This window comes from Bradyrhizobium diversitatis (assembly GCF_016031635.1).
Classification (GTDB): domain Bacteria; phylum Pseudomonadota; class Alphaproteobacteria; order Rhizobiales; family Xanthobacteraceae; genus Bradyrhizobium; species Bradyrhizobium diversitatis.
The window spans coordinates 133,280-150,084 of the sequence record NZ_JACEGD010000003.1 but is presented as its reverse complement, the minus strand read 5'-3'; the positions used below and the strand labels follow the sequence as shown (position 1 = coordinate 150,084).

Sequence of the window (16,805 nt, the reverse complement as noted above, 5' to 3'; positions counted from 1 at the left end):
GATTCCGCGTTCGCCCTTCGGGCGCCCCCGGAATGACGGTGAAGAAACTACCGCCCGACCTGATACGGCCCGCCCTTTTCCAGCGCGCGCGCATAGGCCGGCCGGGCGTGGATGCGCTCCAGGAACGCCATCGCCCTGGGATGGCCCTGCTCGAGCCCGCCGCGCGCCTGGGCTGCTTCCAGCGGAAAGCTCATCTGGATGTCGGCCGCGGTGAACTCGCTGCCGGCGAACCATTCGCTCTTGCCAAGCTCGCCTTCCCAATAGTCCATGTGCTGCTTGAGCTGCGGATTGACCAGCGCGGTCAGCGCCTGGTTGCAGACCTTGCGCACCAGCGGCCGGAGCAACGCGGGCGCGCGCTTCGGCATCAGTGTGAACAGCAGCTTGAGCAGCAGCGGCTGCATCGCGGATCCTTCCGCATAGTGCAGCCAATAGGTGTACCGCAGCCGCTCCGGCGTATTCGGCGGCGGGATCAGCCGGCCGTCGCCATAGGTGGCGATGAGATATTCGATGATGGCACCCGACTCGGCGATGGTGTTGCCGTTGTCGGTGATCACGGGCGACTTGCCGAGGGGATGGATCGCGCGCAGCTCCTTTGGCGCGCGCATGTCCGGCTGACGCTGATAGCGCACGATCTCGTAAGGAACACCCAACTCCTCGAGCAGCCACAGCACGCGCTGCGAGCGGGAATTGTTGAGGTGGTGAACGGTCAGCATCGGGGGTCCTCAGGGCTAGGCGTGGTCGGTCGACCGAGCGTTCGTGCCAGCCCGGGAATACATTGTCGAGGCGCCGGTGTGGATATTTTCACCCGGGTATATTGACGCGAGTAATTTACCCGGGTATTAAGCTGCTAGTACGATCAATATGGCAATGATTCCAATGCAAGGGACTTACACAGCGTTCGTCGGCCAGCGCAGGCTGGCCTCCGGCACGGCCGGCGAGGTCGCGCTCGCCGTCAAGCGGGCAACGCAGCCGCTGGACCAGCCGGTCGTCATCTTCGACGACGGGACGGGCCGGTCGATCGACTTCGACCTGCGCGGCGAGGATCGCGAGGTGCTGGCGCGGCTGGACAAGCTGGCACCGCCCTCAGCCGAGACGGCCGAGACACCCGCAGAGCCGCGCGGCCGCGGCCGGCCCAAGCTCGGCGTGGTCGCGCGCGAAGTGACGTTGCTGCCGCGGCACTGGGAGTGGCTCGGCGCGCAGCCGGGCGGCGCCTCGGTCGCGCTGCGCAAGCTCGTCGACGACGCCAGACGCGCCAGCGGCGCCAAGGACCGCGAGCGCCAGGCGCGCGATGCGGCCTATCACTTCATGTCGGCCATGGCCGGCGATCTGCCGCAGTTCGAGGAGGCTTCGCGCGCGCTGTTCGCAGACGACCGGCGGCGCTTCACCGGACTGATCGCCGACTGGCCGACTGATATCCGCGACCACATCGTCAAGCTCGCCTACAGCGACCGCGCTTAAACCGCGCGGCGCTCTTCTCACAACCCCATCGACGGCCGGGCCGCGCATTGCGCGGCGACGGCTTCGCACGTCCTGATGAAAGGCCGATCCATGTCCGCCCCAAGACCTCTCTGGACCACATTCCTCCGCTTCCTCGCACCCTTGATGCTGAGCAACGCGCTGCAATCGCTGTTCGGCACCGTCAGCAATGTCTATCTCGGCCAGATGATCGGCGTCGACGCGCTCGCCGCGGTCTCGGTGTTCTTCCCGGTGATGTTCTTCCTGTTCGCCTTCGTCATGGGGTTGAGCACCGGCGCCACCGTGTTGATCGGCCAGGCCTTCGGCGCGGGCGAGCACGGCCGGATCAAGATCATCGCGGGCACGACACTCGCAGTCGGCCTGCTGCTGTCGATTTCGGTTGCACTGGTTGGCGGGCTCTTCAGCCGTCAATTGATGATGGCGCTCGCCACGCCCGCGGACATTCTCGATGAGGCCAGCGCCTATGCGAGAATCATGCTGCTGACGATGCCGCTCGGCTTCGTCTTCCTGCTGATGACCGCAATGATCCGTGGCGTCGGCGACGCGCTGACGCCACTGCTGGCGCTGGCGCTGTCGACTGCGACCGGCCTGATCCTGACACCATTGCTGATCCGCGGCGCGCCCGGATTGCCGGCGGCGGGCATCACCAGCCCGGCGTGGGCATCTGCGATCGCCAATGCGACGACGCTGATCGTGCTGGCGGCCTATCTGCTGCGGAAGAAGCACGCCCTCGCGCCGGACGCTGCGCTGCTGGGTCACCTGCGGCTGAACGGCGCCGTGCTCGGAAAGGTGCTCGGCATCGGGCTGCCGAGCGCCATCGGCATGGTGGCGATGGCGATTGCCGAGCTGGTGCTGCTCGGCCTCGTCAACGGCTACGGGTCCGACGCCACGGCCGCGTACGGCGCGGTGAACCAGGTGATGGGCTACACGCAGTTCACGGCGATGTCGATTTCGATCGCGGTCTCGATCCTCGGCGCCCAGGCTGTCGGCGGCGGCGACAGGACGCGGCTCGACGGCATCGTCCGCACCGGCCTCATGTTCAATATCGTCCTGACCGGCGGGCTGGTGGCGCTGATCTATCTCGCGCCGCGCGCGGTGCTCGGCATCTTCATCACCGATGGCACCGTGCTCGATCTGGCGAAAGGACTGCTGTACATCGCCTTGTGGAGCTCGGTGCCGTTCGGCCTCGCCACGGTGTTTTCAGGCGCGATGCGTGCGGCCGGCGTCGCGTTCACACCGATGCTGCTGTCGATCTTCGCGATTGTCGCGATCGAACTGCCGGCCGCGGTGATCCTGAGCCGCACGATCGGCCTCGCGGGTGTCTGGGCGGCCTATCCGATCGTGTTCTGCGCCATGTTCATTTTGCAGATGGGCTATTACCTCCTGGTGTGGCGCAGGCGGGCGATCCAGCGTCTGATCTGACGGGACCTTAAGTATTATGACCGTCATTAAACGGTGGACCTGTGGCGCGGCCTGCGCCACAATGACGAAAAGCGACGTCAGGGAGAATGAGTTTGACCCGCACCGCACCGCAATTCCTGTTCGACTTCGGCAGCCCCAACGCCTATCTCAGCCATCTGGCGATTCCGGCGATCGGGCAGCGGATCGGCGTCAAGTTCGACTATGTGCCGATCCTGCTCGGCGGCATCTTCAAGTCGACCAACAACAAGTCGCCGGCGGAGACCCTGGCCGGCATCAAGAACAAGCGCGAATTCCACGCGGTCGAGACTGAGCGCTTCATCAAGCGCTTCCATGTCCAGCCCTATGTCTGGAATCCGCATTTCCCCGTCAACACGCTGAACCTGATGCGCGCGGCAATCGCGGCGCAGCTCGAGGGCGTGTTCGAGAAATATGTCGAGGCCGCCTTCCACCACATGTGGCGCGAGCCGAAGAAGATGGACGATCCCGAAATCGCGGCGAAGGCGCTGGCGTCCTCCGGCCTCGACGCGCAAAGGCTGTTTGCCCGCAGCCAGGAACCCGAGGTCAAGGCCAGGCTGATCAAGAACACCGAGGAGGCGGTCGCCCGCGGTGCCTTCGGTTCGCCGACCTTCTTCGTCGGCAACGAGATGTTCTTCGGCAAGGAACAGCTGCGCGAGGTCGAGGAGATGGTGCTGGAAGGGGGCGAATAGGGAATGGCAGATAGCGAGTCGTGAAATTGTGACTCGTCATTTGCGGCCTCTCACCCTATTCGCTATTCCCTACTCGCCATTCGCCTCGTTCAACGGAGTTCTGCAATGCGTATTCTCGTGGTCGGCGCCGGCGCCATTGGCGGCTATTTCGGTGGCAGGCTGTTGCAGGCCGGCCGCGACGTCACCTTCCTGGTCCGGCCACGGCGCGCCAGCGAGCTCGCGAGCGCCGGCCTCGTCATCAAGAGCCCGAATGGCGACGTGACCTTGAAAAATCCGCCGACCGTGCAGGCGGACGCGCTCAAGGACAAGTTCGACGTCGTGCTCCTGAGCTGCAAGGCGTTCGACCTCGACGACGCCATCAAGTCGTTTGCCGCGGCGGTCGGACCGAACACCGCGATCATTCCGATGCTCAACGGCATGAAGCATCTCGACACGCTGGATGCCAGGTTCGGCAAGGAGCGGGTGCTCGGCGGCCTCTGCGCCATCGCGGCGACCTTGAACGAAAAGCGCGAGGTGGTGCAGCTCCAGCCGATGCAGTCGATCAATTACGGCGAGCGCGACGGCAAGATGTCGGACCGGGTGAAGGCGATCGACGAAGCCTTCAAGAGCGGCATCACTGGCGCCACCGCCAGCCAGAACATCATGCAGGACATGTGGGAGAAGTGGGTGTTCCTCTCCTCGCTCGCGGCATCCACCAGCCTGATGCGCGCCTCGGTCGGTGATATCCTGACGGCTCCGGGCGGCCGGGACTTCCTGCTCGGCATGCTGGACGAGACCAGCGCGATCGCCGCCGCGTCCGGCTATCCGCCGGGCGGGCCGTTCTTCGAGCGGGTGAAGGGCAACCTCACCGCCGAAGGCTCGCCGATGACCGCCTCGATGTTCCGCGACATCAAGGCAGGCCTGCCGGTCGAGGCCGATCACGTCATCGGCGACCTCATCGCGCGCGCCGATGCCGCGAAGGTGCCGGTGCCGAAGCTGCGTATCGCGTACACGCATCTGAAGGCGTATGAGAAGCAGCGCGCGGGGTAGGCGCTTCGTACATAGCCGTCGTCCCGAGCAAGCGAACGAAGTGAGCGCTGATCCGGGACGACGCGGAATTTGCGGTAACAGATCCGCGCTATTTCAGATGCGCGAGATAGTGCGAAACGGCCGTGATCTCCTCGTCGCTCATGTGATAGGCGACATCGGCCATCGCGGCGACGCCGCCGCCGACGCGCTGGCCGGCCTTGTAGTCATGCAGCGCCTTGACGAGATATTCCTCGCGCTGCCCCGCGAGCCGCGCGACCGCCTTGGTGCCGGCATAGCTGTCCGTGTGGCATGAGGCGCAACGGCGGCCGGAGGCAACCTGCGCGCCCTTCCTCGACAGGTCCGGATCTCCGTCCTCGGCTCCCTTCGGCGGCGCGAGCTGTGAAAAATAGGCGCCGAGATTACGGATGTCCTCGTTGGTGATCTCCTCGACGATCGGCTGCATCTGCTCGTTCTTGCGCGAGCCGGCGCGGAAGAACACCAGCTGCCATTGCAGGAATTGATCGGGCTGGCCGGCGAGCGAAGGGATGTTCTCGGTCTGCGAGATGCCGTTCTCACCGTGGCAGCCGGCACAGACCTGCGCCTTGGCCTTGCCCGCGGCGACGTCGGCGGCACTTGCGGGGAGGGAGGCAAGCGCGAAGAGCGCAACCGTGCTGATTGCGGATGAGATGAACTGCCGGCGCATGATGGGAATTCCGATATGTCGAGGTCGTCATTCCGGGGCGCGCCACTGGGCGCGAGCTATGATGCGCAATTGCGCATCTGAGAATCCATAACCACGGATCGGGGTTATGGGTTCCGGACTTGCGCGCAAGTCGCGCAATCCGGAACGACGGTGAATCAAACAAAAGTGGCTGCGGTACCTGGCGGGCTACCGCAGCCTCTGTTTCTCCTGCGCGCTACTTCTTGCTGTAGCTGATGCGGTAGATCGCGCCGGCCCAATCATCGGCGACGAGGATCGACCCGTCCTTGGCGAGGATGATGTCGTTGGGACGGCCGAGATAGCCCTGGTCGCCCTCGAGCCAGCCGGAGGCGAAGATCTCCCGCTTGGGGTTCTTGCCGTCCGGCCCGACGATCACGCGCACGATGCGCGCGCCCTGGTACTTGTGGCGATTCCAGGAGCCATGCTCGGCGATCAGGATGTTGTTCTTGTACTCGGCGGGGAATTGGTCGCCGGTATAGAACTTCATGCCGAGCGGAGCGACATGGGCGCCGAGATTCAGCACGGGCGGTGTGAACTCGGAGCATTTGTGGCCCATCGCGAACTTGTCGTCGGGCAGATTGCCCTGATGGCAATAGGGATAGCCGAAATGCTCGCCGATCCTGTTGATCATGTTCAGCTTGTCCGAGGGCAGGTCATCGCTGATCCAGTCGCGGGCATTCTCGGTGAACCAGAGCTTGCCGGTACGCGGATCGACGTCGCCGCCGACCGAGTTGCGAACGCCGAGCGCCCAGATTTCGGCGTTGCCGGTCTTGGGATCGACGCGGCGGATCTGCGAGACGCTGGTCGGCGGGATGCCGATGTTGAAGGGCGGTCCGAACGGCAGGAAGAACCAGCCTTCCTTGTCGACCGCAATGTATTTCCAGCCATGCGCGGCATAGGACGGCATGTCATCATAGACGACCTTGCCCTGGCCGAGATTGTCGAGATTGGCTTCGGCGTTGTCGTAGCGGATCAGCTTGTCGACGGCGATGACGTAGAGCGCGCCGTCCCCGAAGGCGAGACCGGTGGGCATGTTCAGGCCCTTGAGGACGGTCTTGACTTCCTTCTTTCCGTTGTTGTCCTTGATGGCATAGACGTTGCCGAGGCCGAACGAGCCGACGAACAGCGTGCCTTTGTCACCCCAGGCCATCTGCCGCGCGGCCAGCACGCCCGAGGCGTAGACCTCGATCTTGAAGCCCGGCGGCAGCTTGATCTTCTTGACGATGTTGGCGAGCTCGGCGTCGGAGGCGCCGGTCGGCGGGCCCGAGGGCGGCGCGAGGCCCTTCTGCGCCTCGGTCTCGTCGCCGAGGAACCAGTCGTCCGGCGGATGGGTCCAGAACTCCTTGGTGCCGGATTCGTATTTCTTCAGCGGCTTGCTCTTATCCTGCTGTTGCGCATTGCCGGCGCTGGTCCCCGCGAGAAGGGCAAACGCTGCAAGCGCCAGAACGGACTGAAAGACGGATCGATGGAATTTCATCGCGTCACTCCCCTAAGGCAGCCGTCAGGGCTGCGCATTATTTTGGTTTTGCCAGTCGAGAGACGAAGTCTTGGGTCCGTCAGAACGACAGACGCAAAAAGGTTAGCACATCTGCGAACGGTGAGAAGCGCGCCGCCTGCACCGCGTTCGCGCTCCGAAAAAATTGAGACGGAATGTCAATGAGGGGCGAACGCAGCGACGACAACGCTCTCGCTGCAGCGCGGAATCAAAATGGCGCGCGGATCGTTTGCACGCGGCACGAGGGGTGCTCATGCAAAAATGCGAAAACAACCCCATGCACAGTAGAACGGCTCAGACCGGCGCGCTCCCGGCGACGCCGGCCAGACATCTGAAGCGTCGAGCAAAATGGCGATTGCGGCGCTCACGAGGCGACGGGGTAGGGGCCGTCGTCGAACACCGTGTCATGATAGCCCTTCGACCCGATCTCGCGTGCCAGCGTGCTGCGAAAATCGCGGTCGCCTTGCAGGCTGCGCAGCACATGCGCGAAGTCGAATTCGGGCCGCCAGCCCAGCTCTCGCCGCGCGCGGTCGTTGACATAGACGCGGTCGATCGCGGGGAAGAGCCGCCAGCCGCGCGCCGCATAGAGCTGCGCGCACTCCGGATAGAGCTCGCACACGACACCGGCCGCATCGCACGCGAGCGCGGCGAGATGACGCTGCTCGAACGGGCTGGTGGCCGAGACGATGTAGCGGGCGAAGCCGATCCTCGGCGCGCGTTCGACGGCGAGCAGATGCGCACTCACGGCGTCCGCGATGTCCAGCCGGCGATAGAGCAACTCGTTGGCCTGCGCGTTCTCGAGCGCGTAGGCCAACCGCATCAAGGGATCGTCGTCGTCCTCGGGGAAGAAGCGCGAGGTCCGCAAGACCACCACCGGCAAGCCGCGCTCGCGAAAGAACAGCTCGCAGAGGCTCTCGGCCATCAGCTTGGTGGTGCCGTAGATGTTCTTCGGCACCGACGGCAGATCCTCGGTGACCCACACCGCGGCCTGCCCCGCCTCGGGGCGGAGCTGCGAGCCGAAGGCACTGGTGGTGCTGGTGAAGACGAAGCTCCTCACGCCCGCCGCCGCGGCCACCTCGAGCAGGTTGAGCGTGCCCGTGACGTTGGTGTCGACGAAGTCCTGCTTGGAGTGGGTCGCCACATGCGGCTTGTGCAGTGTCGCGGTATGGATGACGGCGGTGACGCCGTCCATCTGCTCCCGCACGAAGCCGGGATCGACGATCGAGCCGACGGCGTCGGTGAAGGACGATGGCTTCAGATCGAGCCCGCGCACGGGTGATCCGCGCCCATGGAGCGTCCGGAGAATGGCTTCGCCCAGATGGCCCGCGCTGCCAGTGACCAGAATTGTCATGTGAGTCCCAAAAATACAGCCGTCAGCGGCGTGGAAACCACGGCCCGACCCGGTTCGGCTGGATGCTCTGGGAGAAATTGGAGCGGGCGAAGGGGCTCGAACCCTCGACCCCGACCTTGGCAAGGTCGTGCTCTACCACTGAGCTACACCCGCATCCTGTGTCGGTCGCGTGACGCGCCGGCAACGGCTGTCGTATGCCAAAAGCGGGAGGGGAATGCAACAGCTACCGGCGGCCTCAATTCGCAATTGAGGGCCCCATATGGACCCGCGAAGCTCGCCAAATCGACCGGAAACGCCCGGAACCGGCGAATCGGAGGGCCTGGATTGAAATTCGGCCCATTCGGCCCAATTTAGGAGCCGACAACGAGCATATGATGTGGCGGCGTGCTAAAGAGCCGTCATTCCAGACATGACGAGGGAATCCCGTGACGATCATCGACCAGGGTAATGGAGCGGCGGGGCCGGCTGCGGCCGACCTGATCAAGGACACCACCACCCAGACCTTCGTGAAGGACGTCATCGAGGAATCGAAGCGCCAGCCGGTGCTGATCGATTTCTGGGCGGAGTGGTGCGGCCCCTGCAAGCAGCTCACCCCCGTGCTGGAGAAGGCGGTGAAGGCGGCCAAGGGCAAGGTCAAGCTGGTCAAGATGAACATCGACCAGCATCCGGCGATCCCGGGCCAGATGGGCATCCAGTCGATCCCGGCCGTGATCGCCTTCGTCAACGGCCAGCCGGCGGACGGCTTCATGGGCGCGGTGCCGGAGAGCCAGGTCAACGCCTTCATCGAGCGGCTGACCAAGGGCGTCACCGCGCCGGGCGAGGTCAACGTCGCCGAGATCGTGCAGGAAGCCGCCGCGGTGCTCGCCGAGGGCGACACGGCGGCGGCGGCGCAGATCTATGCCGAGGCGCTCCAGCATGATTCGACCAATATCGCGGCACTTGCCGGCCTTGCGAAGTGCTACACCGTCTCCGGCGCGATGGAGCAGGCCAAGCAGACGCTGGCCATGGTGCCGGAATCCAAGCGCAACGACCCGGCCGTGAAGGCCGTGCAGACCGCGATCGATCTCGCCGAGCAGGCACAATCGCTTGGACCGGTCGCCGAGCTGGAACAGAAAGTCGCCGCAAACCCGCTCGATCATCAGGCCCGATTCGACCTCGCCACCGCGCTGAACGCACAAGGCAACCGCGCGGCGGCGACCGAGCAGCTGCTCGAGATCATCAAGCGCGACCGCAAGTGGAACGACGACGGCGCCCGCAAGCAGCTGGTGCAGTTCTTCGAGGCCTGGGGCGGCACGGATGATGCAACCGTCGAAGGACGCAAGCGTTTATCGACGATCCTGTTTTCGTAAGGGCGCGCTGGCGACGCCAGGGGGACCGGGCAGATGCCGATCAACATCGAATATCGCGGGCCCGCCGACCTCCCGGAGATCATTCCGGTGTTTCCGCTGCCGGGCGCGCTGCTGCTGCCCCGCGGCCAGATGCCGCTCAACATCTTCGAGCCGCGCTACCTCGCGATGGTCGACGATTCCTTGCGCGACGGGCATCGCCTGATCGGCATGATCCAGCCCGACGTGGCGCATTCGCCGAAGAATTCCGACAAGCCGGCGCTGTTCCGCGTCGGCTGCGTCGGCCGCATCACCCAGCTCGCCGAATCCGGCGACGGCCGCTACATCCTCGAGCTCACCGGCGTCGCGCGCTTCAAGATTGTCGAGGAGCTCGAAGTGCTGACCGCCTACCGGCAGTGCAAGGTGGACTTCTTCGCCTTCGTCGACGACTTCACCGCGCGCATGGGCGAGGAGGAGGTCGATCGCGAGGCGTTGCTGTCGGTGCTGGCCGACTTCCTGAAGGCCAACAATCTCAAGGTCGACTGGGAAGGCGTCGAGAGCGCGCCCAACGAGGCGCTCGTCAACGCGCTGGCGATGATGTCGCCCTATGGCCCGGCGGAGAAGCAGGCGATGCTGGAGGCGCCGGACCTGAAGACTCGTGCCGAGATCCTGATCGCCGTCACCGAGATGGACCTCGCCAAGAAGCGCACCAGCGGCGATCCGCCGCTGCAGTGAGACTGTAGGCACTACAAGCTCCGTCATGCCCGGGCTTGACCCGGGCATCCACGTCTTTGCCACACAGAAGAACGTGGATGGCCGGGACAAGCCCGGCCATGACGAGGAGGGCATGTGGCCTTCAAAAAATTCTTATGAATGATGCCGGATGCGCTTGCGCCCGGTGAACATCGCGCGGATCAGGTTCTCGCCCTGCAGAATCCCCATCAGCACCACGCCCAACACGTGCAGCACGACCAGAACGATGACCGCGTCCGAAGAATAATGGTGGGTGTCCTCGACCCACCACACGCCGAAGAAGGTGACGGTCACCGACATCGCGCCCGTGATCGTCGAGACGGCGAGCGAGGCCAGCAGCGCGACCAGCATCAAGCTGCCGGCGGGATTGAGCCCGATATAGCGGCCGGTCATGCCGCGCCGCAGATTCCACAGATAGCTCGGCGCGGCGCGCAGCCTGACGCCGAGCATCCGGAAGCGCGAATAGCGGCTTCCCATGAAGCCCCAGAGCAGGCGGAAGGCGAGCAGGCCGATGACCGCATAGCCGACGATGCGGTGAACGCCGTCATACACGGTCGGTGTGAACCACGCGATCACAACCGAGATCGCGAGAACCCAGTGCCAGAGGCGGAGCGGGAGGTCCCAGACCGCGACCGACCGCGAGACAAGTCGATTCGCGGGTGTCCTGTCGGACACCCCGCGCTCTTCCGGCACTGCTTTCATCAAGCCCAATTCGCTTCGGGGCTCACGTGCACAATCTACTTGGCGATCGTGTGCTTGAGGCTGAGATCTTCGGGGCTGTAGAACAGCTCGTACAGCTTGCCTTCCTTGACGCCGTAAACCTCGTAGCACGAGCCCTCGACCTTGGAGCGGCGCACCTCGTAGCCCGCCGCCTTGGCCTTGGCTTCGGCTTCGCTGGCCGGCTTCCACGACGCCTTGTCGAGCTTGGTGCAGTTCTTGAAACCGTCGGCCATGGCCGCCGATCCCATGCCAATCCCGATCGTCAGTGCAATGGCAACAACACGAATGACCTTCACGAACGTCTCCTCCTCTCGTGTGCGCACCGCAGAGACGCGGGGCGCACCGAAGGAAGCAGAGGAGGTGATGAAGTCAATCGGGTACGGGCCTGGTTCGTTTTAGATAAGTTCTAACGTAGCCCGCCGCTGCGGCCTTACGCCTGACGGGCGACATGCGCAACGCTAGTAGCCGGCGACCGCGAGCGCGACCACTGCGCCCATGCCGACCCAGCCGAAATGGCGGCCGCGCATCGCGAAGGCGTTGGCGAGGGCCGCAAAGCCGAACACGATTGCGAGCGTGGCAACGATCCAGTGCCGGGCAAGGCTCGATTCCAGCCGGGGCGCAACCAGCAGCAGCACGCCGCCGCCGATCCACGCCACCGTGCCGGCCTGCCAGACCAGTCGAATCAGCGTGCGCAAGCGCGCCGGCTCGATGCTGGCGCGGGCGAAGACCTTGGTCTCGCCGAGTACGCCGTGGATGAGCGCCAGCACGATCGCGGCGAGGCCGGAACTTTGCAGGAGTAGGTCGCGCATGGGCATGCTCCATCCGTACAGTACTGTATGGATGTATGCACCTGCTTGCCGGGAGCTGTCAATACATTAGTGTATGGCCGCCATCTGGAGCCCGGCATGACCGAACAGCTTTCCGCCGACGACTGGACCAAAGAGGGCCTGAAGGTGCTCGCCAAAAGCGGTTTCACGGCGCTGAAAGCCGATCCGCTGGCCAAGGCCATGGGCGTCTCGCGCGGCAGCTTCTATTGGCATTTCGCCGACCTGGCCGCGTTTCACGCCGCCGTGCTGAAGCGCTGGCGCGAGATCGCAGCCGAGCAGATCATCGCCGACGTCGAAGCCGCCGGCGACGAGCCGCTCAAGATGCTGCTGCGGAGATCGTTTGGCGCGCGGCTCGACCTCGAGCGCGCGGTGCGCAACTGGGCGGCGTTCGATGCGGCGGCGCAAGGGGCGGTGCGCGCAATCGACCGCCGCAGGCTCGACTACATCGAGGAACTGCTGGGCAAGCGTGGCCTCACCCCGGCGACGGCGGAGGCGCGCGCGCAGATCCTGTACTGGACATTTCTCGGCTTCGCCCTGTCGGGCCCGCCGGTGCCGGCCGCGCGGCTTCAGGCCCTGCTCGACGAGCTCCTGGGGATGCTCGCCGCTTAGGCCCGTGATGGGCGGACGCGAATTTCTATGCTAAAGTCTACCGACTGCCGGAGACCCCAATGAACGCGCCCACCGAACGTGCCGAAGCCAGCGTCGATCCCAAATTGCTGGAGATTCTGGTCTGTCCGCTGACCAAGGGCCCCCTCGAGTTCGATGCCGCAAAGCAGGAACTGATCTCGCGCAGCGCCAAGCTCGCTTATCCCATTCGCGACGGCATCCCGATCATGCTGCCGGAAGAGGCGCGCAAGATCGATTGAGCTCACGTCGCTTGAATGGGGCGCTATGGCCGCGCCACATTCTCGCTGTCATCCCCGCTAAAGCGGGGATCCATAGCCACAGGGAGTGGTTGTGGCGCGAGGCTGGCAACTCCGGATCTTCGCTAAATTCTTTTTGCGGCGTATGGGTCCCGGATCTGCGCGCGCTTAGGGCGCGCTTGTCCGGGACGACAGCGGAGAGCGTGGCAAGCTCCCGCGCTACAACGCCTCGCCCTTCAACAGCCGCGGCACCTCGCCGGTAAGCCCCGCGGCCTGGCGGATGAAGAGGTTCTTGAGCGGCGGAGCGCGGTCGACGAGACCGAGGCCGATGTCGCGCACCGTGCGCAGCAGCGTCGACTGGTTGGAGAACAGGAAGTTCAGCGAGTTGGTGGCAACGCCCATCGCCATGGTGTCGAAGCGGCGCCAGCGCTGGTAGCGTTCGAGCACGTCGGCACCGCCGATATCCATGCCGAGCCGTGCCGCATCGACGACCACTTCCGCCAGCGCGGCGACATCCTTCAGGCCCATGTTGAGGCCCTGGCCCGCGATCGGGTGGATGACGTGGGCGGCATCGCCCACCAGCGCCAGCCGCTCGGCGATGAAGGAGCGGGCAACGAAATAAGACAGCGGAAACGCGCGCGGCTGGTCGAGTGCCTTCACCTCGCCGAGATGCAGTCCGAAACGCCGCTCGAGCTCGCTGTGAAATTCCTCGTCACTGAGCGCGACGATGCGCGCGGCCTCAGCTCGGCGCTCGGTCCACACCAGCGACGAGCGCTTGCCCGACAGCGGCAGGATCGCGAAGGGGCCCGCTGGCAAGAAATGCTCTTCGGCGCGGCCCTCGTGCTCGCGCTCATGGCCGACGGTGACGACGATGCCGGACTGGTCGTACTCCCAGCCATGGGTGGCGATGCCGGCGCGCTCGCGCAGCTTCGACCTCGCGCCATCGGCGGCGACCAGCAGGCTCGCCGCGATGACGCTGCCGTCGCCGAGCGTCACGTCGATGCCGTCGGAACGCGCGTCGTAGGACGCCACGGTGGTCGCACGCAGATCGATGCCCTCGGCCTCCGCCCGCACCACCAGCGCATCGATCAGGCGGCGGTTCTCGACCATATGCGCGAAGGGCTCGCCTGGCGCGACATCGCCGGCAAAGTTGAGGAACACCGGACGGGTGGCGTCCTCCAGCTTCGAATCCGTGACGACCATGTCGAGGATGGGCTGCGCCTCGCTCCTGACGGCGTCCCAGGCGCCGATCGTCTCGAACAGGCGGCGGCAGGCGGCCACGATCGCGGTGGCGCGGGGGTCGCGGCTCGGCCGCGTCCCGAGCGCGGGATCGGCGACGATGACGGGGATCTCCGGCCCGAGCCCCTGGCGCAGCGCCAGGGCCAGCGCAAGCCCTGCAAACGCGCCGCCACCGATGACAATGCTACCCTGTACCGACATACCAAGTTTCCCGGTCAATTCCCGGTCTTGCTAGCAGACTTGAGCTGGGCGAAACAGTGCGGTGAAACAAGGGCGGCCAGCCCCATTGTGTCATTCCGGGGCGCGACGAAGTCGCGAGCCCGGAATCCATAACCACGAGCGGGGGTTATGGATTCCGGGCCTGCGCCGTTCCGGCGCATCCCGGAATGACGACTTCAGAGAGTTGTGTTCATGTCCAAAGGCCTGATCGATCTGATCGCGATCCTCGACCTCGAGCAGCTCGAGGTGAACCTGTTCCGCGGCAACAGCCCGAAGACGAGCTGGCAGCGGGTGTTCGGGGGCCAGGTGATCGGGCAGGCGATGGTTGCCGCGTGCCGAACCGTCGAGGGCCGGCTGCCGCATTCGCTGCATTGCTATTTCATCCTGCCGGGCGATCCGCAGATCCCGATCATCTACCAAGTCGAGCGCCTGCGCGACGGCAAGAGCTATTCGACCCGCCGCGTCACCGCGATCCAGCACGGCAACGCGATCTTCTCGATCATGGTGTCGTTCCACGCCGAGGAGGAGAGCGCGTTCGACCATCAGGACAAGATGCCCGACGTGCCGCCGCCGGAGAAGCTCACGGCGGAGGAGGTCGCGAAGCAGCCGATGTTCAAGGAGATGCCGGAGTTCATCCGCCGCTACTATGAATCCGACCGCCCGATCGAGCTGCGCCCGGTCGAGCTCGGCCGCTATTTCGGCCAGAAGATCGACGACGGCCGCATTCACGTCTGGATCAAGACAGCGGCGAAGCTGCCCGACGATCCGGCGCTGCATATGTGCGCGCTCGCCTATGCCTCGGATTTCTCGCTGCTCGATGCGATCATGGCGCGCTACGGCCGCACGCTGTTCGACAAGCGCATGATGCCGGCGAGCCTCGACCACGCGATGTGGTTTCACCGCCCCTTCCGCGCCGACGAATGGCTGCTCTACGCGCAGGATTCGCCGAGCGCACGCGGCGGCCGCGGCCTGACCCGCGGCTCGATCTTCAAGCCTGACGGCACGCTGGTCGCCTCCGTCGCGCAGGAAGGCTCCGTGCGCGAGCGGAAGGCATAGCGCCACGGTCGCGATGGATCGCGCCGGTGGCTGTCTGGGTCATGCTCCGAACGAGCCGCGCGGAACGAGCTCGGTCTGCGAGGCGAACCAGTTCATGATCCAGCGATAGACCCATGGAATCGGGATGATCAGGCTGCACAGGATCGCAGCGACGATGCCGCGCCAGAGGATGTCGAGACCACTCCCCTTGAACACGACCTCGCGCCGCGTGCCCTCGACGCTGCGGCAGAACCAGCGCATCTGGGCCGCGGCGACCCAGGCCCAGCCGATGATGGTGATGATGGAGATCGCAAACAGCAGATTCCAGCCGACATAGGCCCAGATCGTGCCGGTGAAGCTCAGGCCGAGCGGCTGCCCGTTGGAGGCGAGGTTCGCGACCATCCATTTGATCAGGAGCCAGTAGAGAACGATCTGCGCGACGAACAGCAGGTTGCTCAGGATATCGCTGCCGATGAAGCCGAGGGCGATCGCCAGAACGATGAAGCCGAAATACCAGGGCACCAGCGTCATCGCGTCGCCGATGAAGCTGAGATTGGGCCGGGCCGGAACCTTCACGCAGGACACAATCCATTTCGTGTACCAGACGAAGACCCACGGCGCCGGGATGATGAAGATCATTCCGATCAGCAGGACGATGCTGCGCCAGGTGAATTCCAGGATGCCGAAATCGACCGCAAGAGAGCCGCCGCTGCCCGTGCCGGCATAGCCGCCGGAACCCATCATCGGCGGACCGCCGGCCGGCATCATCGGCGGGGCGCCGCCGCCGATCAGGCCGGGGACTTCGGCAGCCTTCTGCCAGCCCGCCATGCCCTCGGTCCATACCAGCGTATCCGGGCGGACGACACCCTGGGCGATCAGATCGCGGAATTGGCCCTCCGGAAAAGGCCCCTGCTGCTTGCCCTGGGATGCGTAGAACCAACTCGCCATGAAGCGCCCCCCCAAAACTCTTTTGTACCGCCCGACCGCCGCGGGTTCACCGCATCCATGCCAAAAATGCATTGTGAATGATGAACAGTTGCCCTGTACAGAGGCGGCCGTTCCCATGACCGCCCTTGGCCGAACGTTTTTCCGCTTCAGTCTGCAACTTTTTTATGCCATTTGCCCGGAAAGATGCCAGATTGACGCTGCGTCGAGGACATACGGCGTAGCGCATCCCGGGGGAATAGGCCTGACCATGAAACTCGTCGTCGCGATCATCAAACCCTTCAAGCTCGATGAGGTCAGGCAGGCTCTGACCGCGATCGGCGTCCACGGCATGACCGTCACCGAGGTCAAGGGTTACGGCCGGCAGAAGGGCCACACCGAGATCTATCGCGGCGCCGAATATGTCGTGAACTTCCTGCCCAAGCTGCGCATCGAGATCGCGGTCGCTTCCGACGTTACCGACAAGGCGGTCAGCGTGATCACCGCGACCGCGCGCACCGGGCAGATCGGCGACGGCAAGATCTTCGTCACGCCGATCGACCATGCGTTGCGCATCCGCACTGGCGAAACCGACAGCGACGCGCTCTAGGTTTCGGCCTGACTCGTTTTCTCGACGCGAGCCGGTATCCACTTCGCTCGAAAACGCTCTGATAAATCTTCGATCGCACCGGGCAACGACGCCACAGCGTGCGACGCCAA

The 16,805-nt window shown here is 64.9% G+C and carries 19 protein-coding genes and 1 tRNA gene; 10 read left to right on the top strand and 10 right to left on the bottom strand.

Annotated elements, in window-relative coordinates; translation table 11 throughout:
- Positions 1-47: 47 nt before the first annotated feature.
- On the bottom strand, positions 48-713 hold the full coding sequence (locus H1B27_RS03725; RefSeq protein ID WP_197965046.1) for a glutathione S-transferase family protein: 666 nt from the start codon (positions 711-713) through the stop codon (positions 48-50).
- Positions 714-876: 163 nt separating this feature from the next.
- On the opposite strand from H1B27_RS03725, the gene H1B27_RS03720 reads away from it, so the two are divergent.
- From H1B27_RS03720 to panE, 4 genes are all read left to right on the top strand, one after another.
- The gene (locus H1B27_RS03720) at positions 877-1,458 is read left to right on the top strand and encodes a DUF2239 family protein (RefSeq protein WP_246515155.1); all 582 of its coding nucleotides are present in this window, start codon (positions 877-879) and stop codon (positions 1,456-1,458) included.
- Positions 1,459-1,548: 90 nt separating this feature from the next.
- On the top strand, positions 1,549-2,898 hold the full coding sequence (locus tag H1B27_RS03715) for an MATE family efflux transporter (protein WP_197965044.1): 1,350 nt from the start codon (positions 1,549-1,551) through the stop codon (positions 2,896-2,898).
- 92 nt (positions 2,899-2,990) lie between these two features.
- Complete coding sequence (locus H1B27_RS03710; protein WP_197965043.1) at positions 2,991-3,605, top strand: 2-hydroxychromene-2-carboxylate isomerase; 615 nt, start codon at positions 2,991-2,993, stop codon at positions 3,603-3,605.
- Between the two features lie 105 nt (positions 3,606-3,710).
- Complete coding sequence (gene panE, locus H1B27_RS03705; protein ID WP_197965042.1) at positions 3,711-4,634, top strand: 2-dehydropantoate 2-reductase; 924 nt, start codon at positions 3,711-3,713, stop codon at positions 4,632-4,634.
- An 88-nt stretch (positions 4,635-4,722) separates the two neighbouring features.
- Here panE and H1B27_RS03700 read toward each other — a convergent pair whose 3' ends face one another.
- The 4 genes from H1B27_RS03700 to H1B27_RS03685 all read right to left on the bottom strand — a co-directional run bounded on the left by H1B27_RS03700 (position 4,723) and on the right by H1B27_RS03685 (position 8,333).
- Positions 4,723-5,316, bottom strand: coding sequence for a c-type cytochrome (locus tag H1B27_RS03700; RefSeq protein WP_197965041.1), 594 nt, complete (start codon positions 5,314-5,316; stop codon positions 4,723-4,725).
- Positions 5,317-5,530: 214 nt separating this feature from the next.
- Positions 5,531-6,811, bottom strand: coding sequence for a PQQ-dependent sugar dehydrogenase (locus H1B27_RS03695; protein ID WP_197965040.1), 1,281 nt, complete (start codon positions 6,809-6,811; stop codon positions 5,531-5,533).
- Between the two features lie 382 nt (positions 6,812-7,193).
- The gene (locus H1B27_RS03690) at positions 7,194-8,180 is read right to left on the bottom strand and encodes an NAD-dependent epimerase/dehydratase family protein (protein WP_197965039.1); all 987 of its coding nucleotides are present in this window, start codon (positions 8,178-8,180) and stop codon (positions 7,194-7,196) included.
- A 78-nt stretch (positions 8,181-8,258) separates the two neighbouring features.
- Positions 8,259-8,333: transfer RNA gene (locus tag H1B27_RS03685), tRNA-Gly, on the bottom strand.
- A 272-nt stretch (positions 8,334-8,605) separates the two neighbouring features.
- On the opposite strand from H1B27_RS03685, the gene trxA reads away from it, so the two are divergent.
- A complete protein-coding gene (trxA, locus tag H1B27_RS03680) occupies positions 8,606-9,529 on the top strand; it encodes a thioredoxin (RefSeq protein ID WP_197965038.1) in 924 nt (307 codons plus the stop codon).
- A 33-nt stretch (positions 9,530-9,562) separates the two neighbouring features.
- Positions 9,563-10,240 carry an LON peptidase substrate-binding domain-containing protein gene (locus tag H1B27_RS03675; protein ID WP_061880070.1) on the top strand — a complete coding sequence of 226 codons (678 nt, stop codon included), beginning with the start codon at positions 9,563-9,565 and terminating at the stop codon, positions 10,238-10,240.
- 132 nt (positions 10,241-10,372) lie between these two features.
- On the opposite strand, the gene H1B27_RS03670 is transcribed toward H1B27_RS03675, so the two are convergent.
- The 3 genes from H1B27_RS03670 to H1B27_RS03660 all read right to left on the bottom strand — a co-directional run bounded on the left by H1B27_RS03670 (position 10,373) and on the right by H1B27_RS03660 (position 11,787).
- Positions 10,373-10,960: a cytochrome b/b6 domain-containing protein gene (locus tag H1B27_RS03670; protein WP_197965114.1), complete on the bottom strand. Its 588-nt coding sequence runs from the start codon at positions 10,958-10,960 to the stop codon at positions 10,373-10,375.
- A 35-nt stretch (positions 10,961-10,995) separates the two neighbouring features.
- Positions 10,996-11,274, bottom strand: coding sequence for a PepSY domain-containing protein (locus H1B27_RS03665; RefSeq protein ID WP_061880277.1), 279 nt, complete (start codon positions 11,272-11,274; stop codon positions 10,996-10,998).
- 162 nt (positions 11,275-11,436) lie between these two features.
- Positions 11,437-11,787 (bottom strand): hypothetical protein, encoded by a 351-nt coding sequence (locus H1B27_RS03660; protein WP_197965037.1) that lies wholly within the window; start codon positions 11,785-11,787, stop codon positions 11,437-11,439.
- Positions 11,788-11,883: 96 nt separating this feature from the next.
- On the opposite strand from H1B27_RS03660, the gene H1B27_RS03655 reads away from it, so the two are divergent.
- Both H1B27_RS03655 and H1B27_RS03650 read left to right on the top strand, forming a co-directional pair.
- Positions 11,884-12,414 carry a TetR/AcrR family transcriptional regulator gene (locus H1B27_RS03655; protein WP_061880276.1) on the top strand — a complete coding sequence of 177 codons (531 nt, stop codon included), beginning with the start codon at positions 11,884-11,886 and terminating at the stop codon, positions 12,412-12,414.
- Positions 12,415-12,473: 59 nt separating this feature from the next.
- Complete coding sequence (locus H1B27_RS03650; protein WP_028177001.1) at positions 12,474-12,671, top strand: Trm112 family protein; 198 nt, start codon at positions 12,474-12,476, stop codon at positions 12,669-12,671.
- A gap of 216 nt (positions 12,672-12,887) precedes the next feature.
- Here the strand turns inward: H1B27_RS03650 and H1B27_RS03645 are convergent, their stop codons facing one another.
- The gene (locus H1B27_RS03645; protein WP_061880068.1) at positions 12,888-14,108 is read right to left on the bottom strand and encodes a ubiquinone biosynthesis hydroxylase; all 1,221 of its coding nucleotides are present in this window, start codon (positions 14,106-14,108) and stop codon (positions 12,888-12,890) included.
- A 210-nt stretch (positions 14,109-14,318) separates the two neighbouring features.
- Between H1B27_RS03645 and tesB the strand changes: the two genes are divergently transcribed.
- Positions 14,319-15,182: an acyl-CoA thioesterase II gene (gene tesB, locus H1B27_RS03640; RefSeq protein WP_061880067.1), complete on the top strand. Its 864-nt coding sequence runs from the start codon at positions 14,319-14,321 to the stop codon at positions 15,180-15,182.
- A 39-nt stretch (positions 15,183-15,221) separates the two neighbouring features.
- Here tesB and H1B27_RS03635 read toward each other — a convergent pair whose 3' ends face one another.
- Positions 15,222-16,109 carry a DUF4339 domain-containing protein gene (locus H1B27_RS03635; protein ID WP_197965036.1) on the bottom strand — a complete coding sequence of 296 codons (888 nt, stop codon included), beginning with the start codon at positions 16,107-16,109 and terminating at the stop codon, positions 15,222-15,224.
- A gap of 247 nt (positions 16,110-16,356) precedes the next feature.
- On the opposite strand from H1B27_RS03635, the gene H1B27_RS03630 reads away from it, so the two are divergent.
- Positions 16,357-16,695: a P-II family nitrogen regulator gene (locus tag H1B27_RS03630; RefSeq protein WP_197965035.1), complete on the top strand. Its 339-nt coding sequence runs from the start codon at positions 16,357-16,359 to the stop codon at positions 16,693-16,695.
- The last annotated feature ends 110 nt before the right edge of the window (positions 16,696-16,805 follow it).